Source organism: Pseudomonas sp. RHF3.3-3, from assembly GCF_048069595.1.
GTDB classification, from domain to species: Bacteria; Pseudomonadota; Gammaproteobacteria; order Pseudomonadales; family Pseudomonadaceae; genus Aquipseudomonas; species Aquipseudomonas fuscovaginae_B.
Map to the genome: position 1 here is coordinate 6325812 of NZ_CP182250.1, position 16766 is coordinate 6342577.

The window sequence follows — 16766 nt, forward strand, 5'->3', positions numbered from 1 at the left end:
AAATTTGCGTACTCCAGACACGCCAACGCGGGAGCAAGCTCCCGCGCGGCGACATCCTACCAGTCACCGCGCAAACGCAGTCAACCGGCCGACCAACAAGCAGAATTACTTGTGGTCTTTGACTTCTTCGAACTCGGCGTCGACGACGTCGTCCTTGTGCGCTTCTTCCTGGGCAGGCTGCGCACCGGCTTCAGGCTTGGCGCCCTGCTCGGCGTACATCTTCTGCGCCACAGGTGCGGAGACCTTGGACAGCTCCTCGACCTTGGCGTCGATGGCTGCCTTGTCGTCGCCCTTCACGGCGGCTTCCAGGGCAACCACGGCGGCTTCGATCGCGGTCTTCTCTTCCGCGGTCACCTTGTCACCGGCGTCAGCGACCATCTTGCGAGTCGAGTGAACCAGCGCATCACCCTGGTTACGGGCAGCGGCCAGCTCTTCGAACTTGCGGTCTTCCTCGGCGTTCAGCTCGGCGTCGCGCACCATTTGCTGGATTTCTTCATCCGACAGGCCGGAGTTGGCCTTGATGGTGATCTTCTGCTCCTTGCCGGTAGCCTTGTCCTTCGCGCCGACGTGCAGGATGCCGTTGGCGTCGATGTCGAAGGTCACTTCGATCTGCGGCACGCCACGTGGCGCTGGCGGGATCTCGGACAGGTCGAACTTGCCCAGCGACTTGTTCTGCGCGGCCTGCTTGCGCTCACCCTGCAGCACGTGGATGGTCACGGCGCTCTGGTTGTCGTCGGCAGTCGAGAACACTTGCGACTTCTTGGTCGGAATAGTGGTGTTCTTCTCGATCAGCGCGGTCATCACGCCACCCATGGTTTCGATACCCAGGGTCAGCGGGCTGACGTCCAGCAGCAGCACGTCCTTCACGTCACCGGCCAGTACGGCGCCCTGGATCGCAGCACCCATGGCAACGGCTTCGTCAGGGTTGACGTCCTTGCGTGGTTCCTTGCCGAAGAAATCGGTCACGGCCTTCTGCACCAGCGGCATACGGGTCTGACCGCCGACCAGGATCACGTCGTTGATCGAACCGACGTCGATACCGGCGTCTTTCAGAGCGATGCGGCAAGGCTCGATGGTGCGCTGAACCAGGTCTTCCACCAGCGCTTCCAGCTTGGCGCGGGAGATCTTCACGTTCAGGTGCTTCGGACCGGTGGCGTCAGCCGTGATGTACGGCAGGTTGACGTCGGTCGACTGCGAGGACGACAGCTCGATCTTGGCCTTTTCTGCAGCTTCCTTCAGGCGCTGCATCGCCAGCGGGTCACCCTTGAGGTTCATGCCGCTTTCTTTCTTGAATTCGTCGACGAGGTAGTCGATCAGACGGATGTCGAAGTCTTCACCACCGAGGAAGGTGTCACCGTTGGTGGCCAGCACTTCGAACTGGTGCTCGCCATCGACTTCGGCGATCTCGATCACGGAAACGTCGAAGGTACCACCACCCAGGTCATAAACGATGACGGTGTGGTCGCCCTTGGCCTTGTCCATGCCGTAGGCCAGTGCAGCCGCAGTAGGTTCGTTGATGATGCGCTTGACGTCCAGACCGGCGATACGGCCGGCGTCTTTGGTAGCCTGACGCTGGCTGTCGTTGAAGTAGGCCGGAACGGTGATCACCGCTTCGGTCACGGCCTCGCCGAGGTAGTCTTCGGCGGTCTTCTTCATCTTCTTCAGGATTTCAGCCGAAATCTGTGGCGGAGCCATCTTCTGGCCGTTCACTTCAACCCAGGCGTCACCGTTGTCGGCCTTGGCGATCTTGTACGGAACCATCTTGATGTCTTTCTGTACGACTTCTTCGTCGAACTTGCGACCGATCAGACGCTTCACCGCGTACAGGGTGTTGTGCGGGTTGGTTACAGCCTGACGCTTGGCCGACTGGCCAACCAGGGTTTCGCCATCGTTGGCGTATGCAATGATCGACGGCGTGGTGCGAGCGCCTTCGGCGTTCTCGATCACCTTGACGTTGCCGTTTTCCAGAATGGAGACGCAGGAGTTGGTAGTCCCCAGGTCGATACCGATAATTTTGCCCATTTCACTCTCCCGAAACTTGGATTTTTTGCCGCAGCGGTTATTGCCAACTGCGGTAGCACTTAAACGCTTGACTTATAGATGGGGTCGCTACGACCGATTTCAAGCCTGCTCGTCGATAGTCGGCGAAACCGGTGCAACCGCCTTGCTCACCACCACCATGGCCGGACGCAGCAGGCGACCGTTGAGCTGGTAGCCCTTCTGGAACACCTTCAAGACGCTGTTCGGCTCGACGTCGGCGCTTTCCTGCATGGCCATGGCCTGGTGCAGCGAAGCATTGAAGGGTTCGCCATGGGGATCGATGGCTTCCAGCTGGTGACGCTTGAAGGTGTCCTGGAACATCTTCAGGGTCAGCTCGATACCTTCGCGCATCGGGCGAATGCTTTCGTCATCGGGATTGGACAGCTCCAGGCCGCGCTCCAGGCTGTCGAGGATCGGCAGCAGGTCACCGGCGAATTTTTCCAGGGCGAACTTGTGCGCCTTCTCGACATCCTGCTCGGCACGGCGGCGAACGTTCTGCAGGTCGGCGGCTACGCGCAACCCCTGGTCCTGTGCAGCGGCCAGTTGCTCTTCGAGCACCTGCACGCGGGTTGCCAGGTCATCGCTCGAAGCCTCGGCAGCCTGATTGGCTTCCTGATTTTGCGCATCCAGATTCTGTTCGTCAGCCATAAAAACCTCCTTTCAATATCGTCCGCGGGCTCGGCCCGCGCTTCTGCCCCCGTATATGGGGCCGCATTTTCCAGGTTCAAGTGCCCAAAACATGCTCTTCACCCGATCGATGGAGGTCATGCATCGCCGATCGCGCTAAAAAATCCGGCCATTCAAGCGAATCGAACTAAAGGCAGGCATTGTCAGGCAAAATCAAAACACTGTATAAATAACCAGACCTGAACCTGGGAGCGGCCTTCATGCTGGTGCACCTGTCCGTACACAACTACGCAATCGTCGAGCATCTCGACCTGGAACTCGACCGCGGGATGAGCGTCATCACCGGCGAAACCGGTGCCGGCAAGTCGATCATGCTCGACGCCCTAGGCCTGACCCTCGGCGATCGCGCCGACAGCGGCGTGGTGCGGCCCGGCGCGGACAAGGCCGACATTCTCGCCACCTTCGACCTGCAGGACATCCCGGAGGCGCGCCACTGGCTCGCCGAACGCGACCTGGACAGCGACGGGCCGTGCATCCTGCGCCGGGTCATTACCGCCGAAGGGCGCTCCCGCGGCTACATCAACGGCTCGACCTGCCCCCTCGGCGACCTCAAGGCCCTGGGCGAACTGCTGATCGATATCCACAGCCAGCACGAACACCAGTCCCTGCTCAAGACCGACACCCACCGCCGCCTGCTCGACGAGTACGCCGGCGCCACCGACCTCGCCCGCCAGGTGCAGCTCGCGGCCCAGCGCTGGCGCCAGACCCGCCAGGAGCTGGAGCGCCTGTCCAACTCCGGCGACGAGCAGCGGGCGCGCCACCAGTTGCTCAGCTATCAGCTCGAAGAGCTGGAAAACCTCGCACTCGGCGAAAACGAGCTGGATGAACTGGAACAGGAACACAAGAACCTGACCAACGCCGAGACCCTGCTCGGCGTCTGCCGGCAGGTGGTCGAGCAGTGCAGCGAAAGCGACTCGGGCAACGTGCTCCACGCCCTCACCACCTGCCTGAACCGCCTGACCAGCGTCAGCAACGGCTCCGGCGCCCTGGGCGAAGCCGCCAACCTGCTGGCCAGCGCACAGATCCAGGTCGAGGAAGCCGTCGGCGAGCTGAACCGCTTCGTCGACCACTTCGACGCCGACCCGGGCCGCCTGCAGTATCTCGAAGAGCGCCTGGACGCCATCTACACCCTGGCACGCAAGCACCGCATCCAGCCCACCGAGGTGGCGACCCTGCAGCAGAAGCTGCTGGACGAAATCGAAACCATGAACGCCAACGACGAGGCCATCGAACGCCTCGGCGAAGAACTGGCCGCCTACGCCCGGCACTACCAGGAGCGCGCCCGCGAACTCAGCGAACTGCGTCGCGAGGCCGCCACCGGCCTGGCCAGTGCGGTCGAGCAGGAAATCCAGCGCCTGGGCATGCCCGGCGGGCGCTTCAGCATCGAGCTGCACGCCAATACCAGCGACGAACCGCTGCCCTATGGCCTGGAACAGGTCGAGCTGCTGGTCAGCGCCAACCCCGGCCAGCCCCTCAAGGCCCTGGCCAAGGTCGCCTCGGGTGGCGAGCTGTCGCGTATCAGCCTGGCGATCCAGGTGATTACCGCGCAGACCTCACGCATCCCGACCCTGGTCTTTGACGAAGTGGACGTGGGCATCGGCGGGCCGACTGCGGAAATCGTCGGCCAATTGCTGCGCCGCCTCGGCGACCGCGGCCAGGTCCTGACCGTCACCCACCTGCCGCAGGTGGCCGCCCAGGGTCACCATCATCTATTCGTGCACAAGGTGCGCGGCAGCGATGCGACCCACACGGCCGTGTCCAAGCTGGGCAAGACCGAACGGGTCGAGGAAGTCGCGCGGATGCTCGGCGGCATCGACCTCACCAAGGAGTCCATCGCCCACGCGAAAAAGATGGTGGTCACCGCCAAGAGCTGAGCCACAACATTTCAGGTAACAAAAAACACGAAGGCGACCCTGGGGTCGCCTTCGCTCGCTTCACCGGAGCTGAATCCGCACGGCAGGATTACTTCTTCTTGCGTACGTACAGCACCAGGTTGTGATCCACCAGCTCGTAGCCATGCTGCTCGGCAATGGCGTGCTGGAGCTTCTCGATTTCCGGGTTGATGAACTCGATGACCTCGCCGGAATCCACGTTGACCATGTGGTCGTGGTGGCCGCCGTCCGCCAGCTCGAACACCGCATGGCCGCCATCGAAGTTGTGGCGGACCACCAGCCCGGCCGCTTCGAATTGGGTCAGTACACGGTAGACCGTCGCCAGGCCGACGTCCTCGCCAGCTTCCATCAGCGCCTTGTAGACATCCTCGGCACTCATGTGACGCTGCTCGGTGGAATCGAGCATCTGTAGAATCTTGACCCGTGGCAGAGTCACTTTTAAGCCAGCTTTGCGTAGTTCGCTATTTTCAACCATGGTCAGCTTTCTCGCCGATGCTGCTTCGCAGCTTCTCTTAATACGGGTATGATCGGGGTTTACGTTGTCCCAGCCAAGATAGTGGAAGTCGCCCACCGATGCAAAACACCAAGCTCTTGCTAACCAGTTTCACCTTAGTGGGACTGCTCGCACTCGCCGGTTGTTCATTCCCCGGGGTTTACAAAATCGACATCCAACAGGGCAATGTCGTCACGCAGGACATGATAGACCAGTTGCGCCCCGGAATGACCCGGCGGCAAGTACGGTTTATCATGGGCAACCCCTTGCTGACCGACACATTCCACGCCAATCGCTGGGATTATCTGTACAGCCTGCAACCAGGTGGCGGTGAGCGCCAGCAGGAGCGCGTCAGCCTGATCTTCAGTGACGACGACAAGCTGGTGAACCTCGCGGGTGACTTCATGCCCGGCGTGAGCCGTGACGAAGCCATTCTCGGCAAGGACAGCGGCACCACGGTCGAAGCCCCGGCGCAGAACACCGAAACGCCGAAGAAGAAGGAAAAGCCGGCCAAGCCAGGCTCGCTGCTCGACCAGATCCAGAAAGACGTCGATGGCGTGAAGACCGTGCCGGTTCCGACCCCGGAGCCGCTGGATACCTCGCCGCAGTAATATTGCGACGCAAAAAAGCCCGGCATGTCCGGGCTTTTTATTGCCTGCCAATCGGCGCAAGACTCCTTGTTGATCGTTCCCACGCAGGAGCGCGGGAACAATCAATCCTTCTACAAATTCTGCGCCCGCGCCCTGGCCGCCTTTTCCGCCCGCAACCGCCGAACCTCTTTCGGGTCCGCCAGCAACGGCCGATAAATCTCGATGCGATCCCCTTCAGCCACTACCCTGGCCTCGGGATCACTCACCACCTTGCCGAAGATTCCCAACGGGCAGCCCGACAGATCGACCCCGGGAAACTGCTGGGCCATCCCCGACAAGCCAACCGCCGCCCGCACTGTCGTCCCCGCCGGCACCGACACCTCCAGCAGGCACTGGCGCCCGACCTCGGCGTACACCACCTCGATGGCCACCAACGACTCAGCCATTAAGTTGCTTCGCCCGCTGGCAGAACGCATCCACCAAGGTATTCGCCGCCTGGTTGAACAACGGCCCCAGCGTCGCACGCACGATGGGCCCGGCGTAATCGAAGGTCAGGTCGAGGCTGATCTTGCAGGCCTTCTCGCCCAGTGCCTTGAACACCCACACACCATGCAGTTGAGTGAACGGCCCCTCTTCGAGATTCATCTCGATCGACTGCCCCGGCACCAGGGTATTGCGCGTCACGAACTGCTGGCTCAGGCCCCCCTTGGCTACCGACAGCGTGGCGCGCATGTGCACGTCCGAGCTTTCCAGCACCTGGGAGGCCGAGCACCACGGCAGGAATTCCGGATAACGTGCGACGTCGTTCACCAGGTCATAAAGCGCCTGCGCCGGATAGGGCAGCAAGGCCGAACGTTGAATATGGGTCGTCATGTCAGCGTCAATTCCACGGCTGGGCAGCATACAAAAGAGGGCGCATTGTCCGGGATTCATCCTACGCGCTCAAGCACGCAGCTTCACCGTAGCCGACGGACGCGCAACCCCCTATAATGCCGCCCCTATGGCTAAACAGAAGAAACACCCTACAGGGACCATCGCGCAAAACAAAAAGGCGCGCCACGATTACTTCGTCGAACAACGGTTCGAGGCTGGCCTGGTCCTGGCCGGTTGGGAAGTAAAGAGCTTGCGGGCGGGCAAGGCACAACTGGTCGACAGTTATGTGCTGCTCAAGGATGGCGAAGCCTGGCTGTTCGGCAGCCACTTCACGCCGTTGACCACCGCCAGCACCCACGTCATCGCCGACCCGACGCGCACGCGCAAGCTGCTGCTCAACCAGCGCGAGCTGGAGAAGATCTTCGCCGGCGTGCAGCAGAAGGGCTACACCTGCGTCTGCCTCTCGCTGTACTGGAGCAAGCACCTGGTCAAGTGCGAGATTGCCCTGGGCAAGGGCAAGAAGGAATACGACAAGCGCGATACCGAACGCGAACGCGACGCCGGTCGCGAGCTGCAGCGTGCGGTGCGCAACAAGGGCAAGGAAGACTGACGCCCCGGGCAACCGCCCTGTATGTAGGAGCCGGGCTTGCCCGCGAAGTTTTTGGCGGCCTCGAGGCCTTCTTCGCGGGCAAGCCCTGCTCCTACAGGTCCGTACCGTACACCAATTCCGAGTACGACCCGTCCACTGCGGGAGCCGGCTTGCTGGCGATTGCGATCCAAAGGCAACCGCCCCCACCCGAACAAACGCAACCGCCTGCTCAAATCCCCTTGCGCCGCTCCGCCCGCGCCACCCGCTGTGCCTCCTGCCTGACCTCCTCCAGCACCTCCTGCACATACAGGATATGCCGGCTCGACACCTCCCGCGCCTGCTCAGCCCGCCCCTCGATGATCGCCAGGTACAACTCCCGATGCTGCGCGATCAGCATGTCGCGCGTCTCTGTGCGCTGCTTGTACATCCCACCGATGTTGGTCACCACATTACGCTTGAGCAGATCGAACAATCCACGAATGGTGTGCAGCAACACCGCGTTATGACTGGCCTCGGCAATCGCCAGGTGAAAGCTCGCATCGGCCTCGCCCTCTTCCGCGCGACTCACCTCGTCCGCCCGCGAATAACAGCTTTGCAATCGCTCGAACGCCACCCTCAGCCGTTCCCGATCCACTTCGGTGGCACGCATCGCCGCGTAATAGGCACAGGACGCCTCCAGCGTATGACGAAACTCGAGCAGGTCACGCTGGGCCTCGGGATTGTTTTCCAGCAGGTGCAGCAGCGGATCGCTGAACGTCGAACCCAGCGTCTCCACCACGTAATTGCCGCCGCCCTGTCGACTGGCCAGCAGCCCCTTGGCCACCAGCTTCTGGATCGCCTCGCGCAACGACGGCCGCGACACGCCGAACTGCTCGGCCAACGCCCGTTCGGCCGGCAGGCGCTCACCGGGCTTGAGCGTCCCCTCGAGAATCATCCCCTCGAGCCGCTCGACAATATCGTCAGACAAACGGCGCTGACGAATCTGATCAAACCCCATCACTCACTCCTCACGCTCCCGAACCCTTGCCGGGGCTGTCTATTCTGGCCTATTGGCGCCGCGCCAGCACCCACCAGAGAGCGCCTGAATCACCCGATCAGTTCCTTTTCCCGACCGCTGTGCGACGAAAGTTTCAGGGCGGCAAATTGACACATGCCCTGCAAGGCTTTTAACCTAGCGCTCAGCGATTGTAAATTGGTATTACCAATTATCCAAATCGACTTATCTGCGCCTACCAACAACAATTAGGGGCCACCCCATATGCAAACCTGGCAACAGCTCTACAGCCCGCTCGGCAGCCTCGGCCTGTCCGCTCTCGCGGCCGTCATTCCCATCGTGTTCTTCTTCCTCGCCCTGGCGGTGTTCCGCCTCAAGGGGCACGTGGCGGGCAGCATCACCCTGGCGCTGGCGATCCTGGTGGCGATCTTCGCCTTCAAGATGCCGGTGGACATGGCCCTGGCCGCTGCCGGCTATGGATTCGCCTACGGCCTCTGGCCAATTGCCTGGATCATCGTCGCCGCGGTGTTCCTCTACAAACTGACGGTCAAGAGCGGTCAGTTCGAAATCATCCGCAGCTCGGTGCTGTCGATCACCGACGACCAGCGCCTGCAAGTCCTGCTGATCGGCTTCTGCTTCGGCGCCTTCCTCGAAGGTGCGGCCGGCTTCGGCGCGCCCGTGGCGATCACCGCCGCGCTGCTGGTGGGCCTGGGTTTCAACCCGCTGTACGCCGCCGGCCTGTGCCTGATCGCCAACACCGCGCCAGTGGCCTTCGGCGCCCTGGGCATCCCGATCATCGTCGCCGGCCAGGTCACCGGCATCGATGCGTTCAAGATCGGCGCCATGACCGGCCGCCAACTGCCGCTGCTGTCGCTGTTCGTGCCGTTCTGGCTGGTGTTCATGATGGACGGCCTGCGCGGCGTGCGGGAAACCTGGCCGGCCGCGCTGGTCGCCGGCCTGAGCTTCGCCATCACCCAGTACTTCACCTCGAACTTCATCGGCCCGGAACTGCCGGACATCACCTCGGCCCTGGCCAGCCTGATCAGCCTGACCCTGTTCCTGAAAGTCTGGCAGCCACGCCGCACCGCCGGCGCACAGATCGCCGGTGCCACCGCGGGCGCCGCCGTCACGGCCAGCGCCGGCGGCTTCGGCCAGCCACGCCGCACCCTGGCCTCGCCCTACAGCCTGGGCCAGATCTTCAAGGCCTGGTCGCCGTTCCTGATCCTCACCGTGCTGGTGACGATCTGGACCCTGAAGTCGTTCAAGGCGATGTTCGCCACCGGCGGCGCGATGTACAGCAGCGTCTTCAGCTTCGCCGTACCGCACCTGGACCAGCTGGTGATCAAGACCGCACCGATCGTCGCCAACCCGACGCCGATTCCGGCGGTGTTCAAGCTCGACCCGATCTCCGCCACCGGCACGGCGATTTTCTTCTCCGCCCTGGTGTCGATGCTGGTGCTCAAGATCGACCTCAAAACTGGTCTGACCACTTTCAAGGAGACCTTCTACGAGCTGCGCTGGCCGATCCTCTCCATCGGCATGGTGCTGGCCTTCGCCTTCGTCACCAACTACTCGGGCATGTCCTCGACCCTGGCCCTGGTACTGGCAGCGACCGGCGCGGCGTTCCCGTTCTTCTCGCCGTTCCTCGGCTGGCTGGGCGTGTTCCTGACCGGTTCGGACACCTCGTCGAACGCGCTGTTCAGCTCGCTGCAGGCCACCACCGCACACCAGATCGGCGTCAACGACACCCTGCTGGTTGCGGCCAACACCAGCGGTGGCGTCACCGGCAAGATGATCTCGCCGCAGTCGATCGCCGTGGCCTGCGCCGCCACCGGCCTGGTGGGCAAGGAATCCGACCTGTTCCGCTTCACGCTCAAGCACAGTCTGTTCTTCGCCACCCTCGTCGGCCTGATCACCCTGGCCCAGGCCTACGTGTTCACCGGCATGCTGGTGCACTAACGTGATAGGTGCCGGGGCCCATCGACGGTCCCGGCAGCCGTTACCCGTCAACCCACGCTGCGAGTTCCCATGATCATTTCCGCCTCTACCGACTATCGCGCAGCCGCCCAACGCAAGCTGCCACCGTTCCTGTTCCACTATGCCGACGGCGGCGCCTACGCCGAGCACACCCTGCGCCACAACGTCGAGGATCTGGCCGGCATCGCCCTGCGCCAGCGCGTGCTGAAGAACATGTCCGAACTGAGCCTGGAAACCCGGCTATTCAACGAAACCCTGAGCATGCCGGTGGCCCTGGCCCCGGTCGGCCTGACCGGCATGTACGCCCGCCGTGGCGAAGTGCAGGCCGCCCGCGCGGCCGCCGCCCACGGTATCCCTTTCACGATGTCGACGGTCTCGGTGTGCCCGATCGAGGAAGTCGCCCCGGCCATCGACCGGCCGATGTGGTTCCAGCTCTACGTGCTGAAAGACCGCGGCTTCATGCGCAACGCCCTGGAACGGGCCAAGGCCGCCGGCGTGACCACCCTGGTGTTCACCGTCGACATGCCGGTCCCCGGCGCCCGCTACCGCGACGCCCACTCCGGCATGAGCGGCCCGAACGCGCCGCTGCGCCGCGTCTGGCAGGCCATGACCCACCCGCGCTGGGCCCTCGACGTCGGCCTGCTGGGCAAGCCCCATGACCTGGGCAACATCTCGCGCTATCGCGGCAACCCGACCGGCCTGGCCGACTACATCGGCTGGCTCGGCGCCAACTTCGACCCGTCGATCTCCTGGAAGGACCTGGAGTGGATCCGCGAATTCTGGGACGGCCCGATGGTCATCAAGGGCATCCTCGACCCGCAGGATGCCAGGGACGCGGTGAAATTCGGTGCCGACGGCATCGTCGTCTCCAACCATGGCGGGCGCCAGCTCGACGGCGTGCTGTCCAGTGCCCGAGCGCTGCCGGCCATCGCCGATGCGGTGAAGGGCGAGCTGAAGATCCTCGCCGACTCCGGCATCCGCAGTGGCCTGGACGTGGTGCGCATGATCGCCCTCGGCGCCGACACCGTGCTGATCGGCCGCGCCTTCCTCTACGCCCTCGCCACCGCCGGCGAAGCGGGCGTGAAAAACCTGCTGGAGCTGTTCGAGAAGGAAATGCGCGTTGCCATGGTGCTTACCGGCGCCAAGTCGATCAGCGAGATCACCCGTGATTCGCTGGTCCGTGAACTGGGCGCCTGAACCGTCGCGTCCGCACGAATTACCGCCTGATTGAACGGGGCCGGCCAGGGCACGCCAGATGCCAACGGCCTCGTTAGGAGTTTGCATGAGCCTGCCCACCCCGTTCCTCCGCTCGGTCGAACAGCTGATTCCCCGCGAGCGCCGCTTCGACGACGCGCTCTCGACCCTGGCCTTCGGCACCGACGCCAGCTTCTACCGGCTGATTCCGCAACTGGTGATCCGCGTCGAATCCGAAGACGAAGTGGTCGCCCTGCTCAAGCTGGCCGCCCGCGACCAGGTGCCGGTGACCTTCCGCGCCGCCGGCACCAGCCTGTCCGGCCAGGCCATCAGCGACTCGGTGCTGATCGTCCTCGGTGACAACTGGAACGGCCGCGAGATTCGCCAAGAGGGCCGGCAGATCCGCCTGCAACCCGGGGTGATCGGCGCCCAGGCCAACGCCTGGCTGGCACCGTTCGGGCGCAAGATCGGCCCGGACCCGGCCTCGATCAATGCCTGCAAGATCGGCGGCATCGTCGCCAACAACGCCAGCGGCATGTGCTGCGGCACCGCGCAGAACACCTACCACACCCTGGCCGGCCTGCGCCTGGTGCTGGCCGACGGCAGCCGCCTGGACACCGAGGACCCGGCCAGCGTCGCGGCCTTCCGCCAGAGCCACGGTGCCTTGCTCGACCAATTGGCGACCCTGGCCCGCGAAACCCGCGCCAACACCGAACTGGCCACGAAGATCCGCCACAAGTACCGGCTGAAGAACACCACCGGCCTGTCCCTCAACGCCCTGGTGGATTTCGACGAGCCGCTGGACATCCTCAGCCACCTGCTGGTCGGCTCCGAAGGCACCCTCGGCTTCATCAGCGCGGTGACCTACGACACCGTGGTCGACCACCCGCACAAGGCCTCGGCGCTGATCGTCTTCCCCGACGTGGAAACCTGCTGCACCGCCGTCACCGTGCTCAAGCGCCAGCCGGTGTCCGCCGTCGAACTGCTCGACCGCCGCAGCCTGCGCTCGGTGCAGGACAAGCCCGGCATGCCGGCGTTCGTGCGCGAGCTGTCGAACAACGCCTGCGCCCTGCTGATCGAATCCCGCGCCGCCAGCTCGTCGCTGCTGCACGAACAACTGGCGCAGATCATGGCCTCGCTGGCGAGCTTCCCGGTAGAGAAACAGGTCGACTTCAGCGAAGACCCGGCGGAAAACGCCAGGCTCTGGGCGATCCGCAAGGACACCTTCCCGGCGGTCGGCGCCGTACGCCAGACCGGCACCACGGTGATCATCGAGGACGTGACCTTCCCGGTCGAACAACTGGCCATCGGCGTCAACCGCCTGATCGAGCTGTTCGACAAGCACCACTACGACGAGGCGATCCTGTTCGGCCACGCACTGGAAGGCAACCTGCACTTCGTCTTCACCCAGGGCTTCAACAGCGCCGCGGAAGTCGCCCGCTACCAGGCGTTCATGGACGACGTGGCGCAACTGGTGGCCGTGGAGTTCGGCGGTTCGCTCAAGGCCGAGCACGGCACCGGGCGCAACATGGCGCCCTTCGTCGAACAGGAATGGGGCAGCGACGCCTACCAACTGATGTGGGCGATCAAGCGCCTGCTCGATCCCCAGGGCATCCTCAACCCGGACGTGGTGCTCAGCGACGACCCGCAGATCCACCTGAAAAATCTCAAGCCGCTGCCGGCCGCCGACGAGATCGTCGACAAGTGCATCGAGTGCGGCTTCTGCGAACCGGTGTGCCCATCCAAGGGCCTGACCCTCAGCCCGCGCCAGCGCATCGTCATCTGGCGCGATATCCAGGCGAAAAAGCGCGCCGGCATCGACACCACCGAACTGGAAGCCGCCTACCACTACCAGGGCATCGACACCTGCGCCGCCACCGGCCTGTGCGCCCAGCGCTGCCCGGTGGGCATCAACACCGGCGAGCTGGTGAAGAAACTGCGCGGCCGCGAAGCCACCCAGGTGAAGCGCGCCGACTGGCTGGCGACGAACTTCGCCACCACGCTGCAAGGCGCGCGCTTCACCCTGCACGTCGCCAACGGCGCCCGCATGCTGCTCGGCGCCCCGCGCCTGGCACGGCTGTCGGCCGGGCTGACCCGCCTGTCCAAGGGGCGCGTGCCCCTGTGGACCAATGCCATGCCGCAACCCGAGCGCGCGGTGCGCTTCAGCCCGGCGGTCAACGATGAACGCCCACGGGTGGTCTACCTGGCCGCCTGTGTCTCACGGGTGATGGGCCCGGCGGCGGGCGACAAGGAACAGGTCTCGCTGCTCGACAAAACCCGCTCGCTACTGGAAAAGGCCGGCTACCAGGTGGTGTTCCCGGACAACACCGACCAGTTGTGCTGCGGCCAGCCGTTCGCCTCCAAGGGCTACGTCGAACAGGCCGAACACAAGCGCCAGGAACTGATCGGCGCCCTGCTGCACGCCAGCCGCGGCGGCCTCGACCCGATCTACTGCGACACCAGCCCGTGCACCCTGCGGCTGGTCCAGGACCTGGGCGACAGCCGCCTCGACCTCTACGACCCGGTGCGCTTCATTCGCACGCACCTTGTGGATAAGTTGACCTTCACCCCGCAGGACGCCCCGATTGCCGTCCACGTGACCTGCAGCACCCAGCACCTGGGCGAAAGCCAGGCGCTGATCGACCTGGCGCGGCGCTGCAGCCACAACGTGGTGATCCCCGAAGGCATCCACTGCTGCGGATTCGCCGGCGACAAGGGCTTCACCACCCCGGAACTGAACGCCCACTCGCTGCGCACCCTCAAGGATGCGGTGCAGTACTGCGAAGAAGGCATTTCCACCAGCCGCACCTGCGAAATCGGCCTGAGCCAGCACGGCGGCATCGACTACCACGGCCTGGTCTACCTGGTCGATCGCGTCACCCGGCCCCTGAAAACCCTCCCCCCACTGACCACCACCATCGACTAAACGCGACCATACAACTGTAGGAGCGTGGCTTGCCCGCGAATGCGCCCTCGAAACCGCTAAAAAGCTGCGCGGCGGTTAGGGCCCCGACAAGCCACGCTCCTGCAGGCCCCACCGCGCTCAACAAAAATAGAACCTTGAACACCCCGCGCAGTCTACCGAGCAAGCCGCCACCAATCGGGGCCTCCCTGCCACTTCGGCAACCTCGCAGCCTGAACCCCAGGTTCAAGGAGATCCACATGAAACGTTCCGTACTGCCCGGCCTGTTCGTTGTCACCGCACTCCTTGCCGCCCCGGCCTTCGCCGATGGCGAGAAAGACCTGTGCACCACCAACCTGCAAACCATCAACAACGCCAAGACCACCATCCTCGCCGCCGACCTGCAGGGCGAAATCGCCAACAGCGTGCAGCAGGCCCAGGCCGCCCAGGCGAAAAACACCGCCGAAGGCACCAAGGACTGCATCGCCATCACCCAGCGCGCGATCCAGCAGATCCAGAACAGCCAGAAAGGCGGCTAGTCAAAACCGCACGCCACGCTTTGGGATGGCCTTTCGAGCCACAGTGGCGTACACTGATCCTGCCTACTGAGAAGTAAGCCGGTTCGGGGCCGTTTTGGATTCGACGCTGGTTGCGAAACTCTAGGTGCATGCCGAGTTGGTAACAGAACTCGTTAATCCACTGTTGCAACTTCTATAGTTGCCAACGACGACCAATACGGTGCTGCTCTCGCTGCTTAATTGCAGCTGACATGCACTTCTGGTGCCTTCGGGCCCAGCAATCATCAGGGGATGTCTGTAAACCCGAAATGATTGTCATACAGAACAGAATCGCCGCGTAGTACGTTGTGGACGAAGTGGCTAAAACTTACACAACTCGCCCAAAGCACCCTGCCCGTCGGGTCGCTGAGGGTTAACTCAATAGACACGGCTAAGCATGTAGGACCGACAGCGGAGTACTGGCGGACGGGGGTTCAAATCCCCCCGGCTCCACCAAATGTTCAATCAAAGACGTCCACGGACGTCTTTTTTTGTGCCTGGAACCCAGTAAATCCGCGGCTTCCAGTGCTTTTGCGGTCTTTTGAGAGTTTTTGAGTTCCAGCCGTTGGGGTATTCCAGACGGTATTCCAGCTCACCCAGTGCTAATCTTTGGAATACCGAATCAGTGCCTGAGGACAATCTCATGCCTGCTCAAACGCTCCGCCTCTCCGATCGACAGCTCAAGGGAGTCAAACCCGCGTCCAAGGATTACGTCCTTACTGACGGTGACGGTTTGCAGCTCCGGGTACGCAGCAACGGCTCGTTGCTGTGGAATTTCAACTACCGCGAACCGGTGACCAAGAAGCGCATCAACATCGGCTTCGGGACCTACCCCGAACTGTCACTGGCGAACGCACGAAAGATGGCAGTCGATGCCCGCGAGCTGCTTGCACAGGGCATCGATCCCAAGGTGCAACGCAACACTCTGAATGAAGCCAAGCGCGCAGAAACGGAACACACCTTCGAGAACGTGGCCACCGCCTGGTTCGAGCTCAAGAAAGACTCGGTGACCTCGGCCTACGCCGAGGACATTTGGCGGTCGCTCACGCTGCACGTGTTCCCCGATTTGAAGACGACACCACTGACGAAAATCACCGCGCCGATGGTGATCGCATTGCTTCGCCCAATCGAAGCCAAAGGCAGCCTGGAGACGGTCAAACGTCTCAGCCAGCGGCTAAACGAGATCATGACCTACGGCGTAAACTCCGGCCTGATCTTCGCCAACCCGCTCACCGGCATTCGGGCAGTCTTCAAGAAGCCCAAGAAAGAAAACATGGCTGCGCTTCCGCCTGAGGATCTGCCCGAACTCATGATGGAGATCGCGAACGCCAGCATCAAACGCACCACACGCTGCCTGATCGAATGGCAGTTACACACGATGACTCGCCCCGCCGAGGCGGCGACTACTCGCTGGGCAGACATCGACTTTGAAAGGCGTGTCTGGACTATCCCACCGGAGCGGATGAAGAAGCGCCGTCCGCATAGCATCCCGTTGAGTGATCACGCTGTCGCACTGTTGGAGTCACTGAAGACTCACAGCGGCCACCGCGAATACGTCTTCCCGGCCGATAGAAATCCACGCACCCACGCCAATAGCCAGACGGCAAACATGGCGTTGAAGCGCATGGGGTTCCAGGATCGGTTGGTCAGCCACGGCATGCGCTCAATGGCCAGCACCATCTTGAATGAACATGGCTGGGATCCTGAACTCATCGAAGTAGCCCTGGCGCATGTCGACAAGGATGAGGTGCGGAGCGCATATAACCGAGCCGACTACATCGAGCGCCGTCGCCCGATGATGGCGTGGTGGAGTGAGTACATCCAGAAAGCCGCCACCGGCAGCCTGCTCGCCTCAGCGTACGGCCAAGTCAGAGACAAGAACGTGGTGCCGATACGCTAGCGCTCTGCAGGCGCAGTGAAGGCAGCAACAACTGAGCGTTAAAGCTTCAGGGCGAGCAGCCTCGCTTATCCGCTTCTC

14 protein-coding genes and 1 other RNA gene are annotated in these 16766 nt (G+C 63.0%); 9 read left to right on the plus strand and 6 right to left on the minus strand.

The features are described from left to right. Positions 1–105: 105 nt before the first annotated feature. Positions 106–2022 (minus strand): molecular chaperone DnaK, encoded by a 1917-nt coding sequence (gene dnaK / locus ACMGT0_RS27835; protein WP_054058261.1) that lies wholly within the window; start codon positions 2020–2022, stop codon positions 106–108. Positions 2023–2121: 99 nt separating this feature from the next. Then, on the minus strand, positions 2122–2688 hold the full coding sequence (grpE, locus tag ACMGT0_RS27840; RefSeq protein WP_017904117.1) for a nucleotide exchange factor GrpE: 567 nt from the start codon (positions 2686–2688) through the stop codon (positions 2122–2124). Positions 2689–2927: 239 nt separating this feature from the next. On the opposite strand from grpE, the gene recN reads away from it, so the two are divergent. Further along, positions 2928–4601: a DNA repair protein RecN gene (gene recN / locus ACMGT0_RS27845; protein WP_054058262.1), complete on the plus strand. Its 1674-nt coding sequence runs from the start codon at positions 2928–2930 to the stop codon at positions 4599–4601. Between the two features lie 88 nt (positions 4602–4689). Here recN and fur read toward each other — a convergent pair whose 3' ends face one another. Continuing rightward, positions 4690–5094 (minus strand): ferric iron uptake transcriptional regulator, encoded by a 405-nt coding sequence (gene fur / locus ACMGT0_RS27850; protein ID WP_026145177.1) that lies wholly within the window; start codon positions 5092–5094, stop codon positions 4690–4692. A gap of 98 nt (positions 5095–5192) precedes the next feature. Here fur and ACMGT0_RS27855 point away from each other — a divergent pair, with 98 nt between their 5' ends. Further along, entirely contained in the window at positions 5193–5723 is a 531-nt protein-coding gene (locus ACMGT0_RS27855) for an outer membrane protein assembly factor BamE (protein ID WP_054058263.1), read from the plus strand. A gap of 110 nt (positions 5724–5833) precedes the next feature. Here ACMGT0_RS27855 and ACMGT0_RS27860 read toward each other — a convergent pair whose 3' ends face one another. After that, positions 5834–6148, minus strand: a complete 315-nt coding sequence (locus tag ACMGT0_RS27860) for an RnfH family protein (protein WP_054058264.1) — start codon at positions 6146–6148, stop codon at positions 5834–5836. Then, positions 6141–6575, minus strand: a complete 435-nt coding sequence (locus ACMGT0_RS27865; RefSeq protein ID WP_054058265.1) for a type II toxin-antitoxin system RatA family toxin — start codon at positions 6573–6575, stop codon at positions 6141–6143. Before ACMGT0_RS27865 ends, ACMGT0_RS27860 begins: the two co-directional genes overlap by 8 nt. A gap of 127 nt (positions 6576–6702) precedes the next feature. Here ACMGT0_RS27865 and smpB point away from each other — a divergent pair, with 127 nt between their 5' ends. Continuing rightward, positions 6703–7185, plus strand: coding sequence for an SsrA-binding protein SmpB (gene smpB / locus ACMGT0_RS27870; RefSeq protein WP_010447282.1), 483 nt, complete (start codon positions 6703–6705; stop codon positions 7183–7185). A gap of 208 nt (positions 7186–7393) precedes the next feature. On the opposite strand, the gene ACMGT0_RS27875 is transcribed toward smpB, so the two are convergent. Then, complete coding sequence (locus ACMGT0_RS27875) at positions 7394–8161, minus strand: GntR family transcriptional regulator (RefSeq protein ID WP_054058266.1); 768 nt, start codon at positions 8159–8161, stop codon at positions 7394–7396. A gap of 261 nt (positions 8162–8422) precedes the next feature. On the opposite strand from ACMGT0_RS27875, the gene ACMGT0_RS27880 reads away from it, so the two are divergent. From ACMGT0_RS27880 to ACMGT0_RS27905, 6 genes are all read left to right on the plus strand, one after another. Continuing rightward, on the plus strand, positions 8423–10117 hold the full coding sequence (locus ACMGT0_RS27880) for a lactate permease LctP family transporter (protein WP_416770620.1): 1695 nt from the start codon (positions 8423–8425) through the stop codon (positions 10115–10117). A 69-nt stretch (positions 10118–10186) separates the two neighbouring features. Next, the gene (gene lldD / locus ACMGT0_RS27885) at positions 10187–11332 is read left to right on the plus strand and encodes an FMN-dependent L-lactate dehydrogenase LldD (RefSeq protein WP_416770622.1); all 1146 of its coding nucleotides are present in this window, start codon (positions 10187–10189) and stop codon (positions 11330–11332) included. Between the two features lie 85 nt (positions 11333–11417). Continuing rightward, on the plus strand, positions 11418–14255 hold the full coding sequence (locus ACMGT0_RS27890) for an FAD-binding and (Fe-S)-binding domain-containing protein (protein ID WP_416770623.1): 2838 nt from the start codon (positions 11418–11420) through the stop codon (positions 14253–14255). 236 nt (positions 14256–14491) lie between these two features. Next, positions 14492–14770: a hypothetical protein gene (locus ACMGT0_RS27895; protein WP_054057150.1), complete on the plus strand. Its 279-nt coding sequence runs from the start codon at positions 14492–14494 to the stop codon at positions 14768–14770. 85 nt (positions 14771–14855) lie between these two features. Next, positions 14856–15244, plus strand: a transfer-messenger RNA (tmRNA) gene (ssrA, locus tag ACMGT0_RS27900). Positions 15245–15431: 187 nt separating this feature from the next. Beyond that, positions 15432–16688, plus strand: coding sequence for an integrase domain-containing protein (locus tag ACMGT0_RS27905; protein ID WP_416770625.1), 1257 nt, complete (start codon positions 15432–15434; stop codon positions 16686–16688). Positions 16689–16766: the final 78 nt, after the last annotated feature.

Excerpts from the sequence above, each read along its gene's own strand:
- dnaK (WP_054058261.1), bottom strand. The coding sequence starts at position 2,022 with ATGGGCAAAATTATCGGTATCGACCTGGGGACTACCAACTCCTGCGTC.
- grpE (WP_017904117.1), bottom strand. The coding sequence starts at position 2,688 with ATGGCTGACGAACAGAATCTGGATGCGCAAAATCAGGAAGCCAATCAG.
- recN (WP_054058262.1), top strand. The coding sequence starts at position 2,928 with ATGCTGGTGCACCTGTCCGTACACAACTACGCAATCGTCGAGCATCTC.
- fur (WP_026145177.1), bottom strand. The coding sequence starts at position 5,094 with ATGGTTGAAAATAGCGAACTACGCAAAGCTGGCTTAAAAGTGACTCTG.
- ACMGT0_RS27855 (WP_054058263.1), top strand. The coding sequence starts at position 5,193 with ATGCAAAACACCAAGCTCTTGCTAACCAGTTTCACCTTAGTGGGACTG.
- ACMGT0_RS27860 (WP_054058264.1), bottom strand. The coding sequence starts at position 6,148 with ATGGCTGAGTCGTTGGTGGCCATCGAGGTGGTGTACGCCGAGGTCGGG.
- ACMGT0_RS27865 (WP_054058265.1), bottom strand. The coding sequence starts at position 6,575 with ATGACGACCCATATTCAACGTTCGGCCTTGCTGCCCTATCCGGCGCAG.
- smpB (WP_010447282.1), top strand. The coding sequence starts at position 6,703 with ATGGCTAAACAGAAGAAACACCCTACAGGGACCATCGCGCAAAACAAA.
- ACMGT0_RS27875 (WP_054058266.1), bottom strand. The coding sequence starts at position 8,161 with ATGGGGTTTGATCAGATTCGTCAGCGCCGTTTGTCTGACGATATTGTC.
- ACMGT0_RS27880 (WP_416770620.1), top strand. The coding sequence starts at position 8,423 with ATGCAAACCTGGCAACAGCTCTACAGCCCGCTCGGCAGCCTCGGCCTG.
- lldD (WP_416770622.1), top strand. The coding sequence starts at position 10,187 with ATGATCATTTCCGCCTCTACCGACTATCGCGCAGCCGCCCAACGCAAG.
- ACMGT0_RS27890 (WP_416770623.1), top strand. The coding sequence starts at position 11,418 with ATGAGCCTGCCCACCCCGTTCCTCCGCTCGGTCGAACAGCTGATTCCC.
- ACMGT0_RS27895 (WP_054057150.1), top strand. The coding sequence starts at position 14,492 with ATGAAACGTTCCGTACTGCCCGGCCTGTTCGTTGTCACCGCACTCCTT.
- ACMGT0_RS27905 (WP_416770625.1), top strand. The coding sequence starts at position 15,432 with ATGCCTGCTCAAACGCTCCGCCTCTCCGATCGACAGCTCAAGGGAGTC.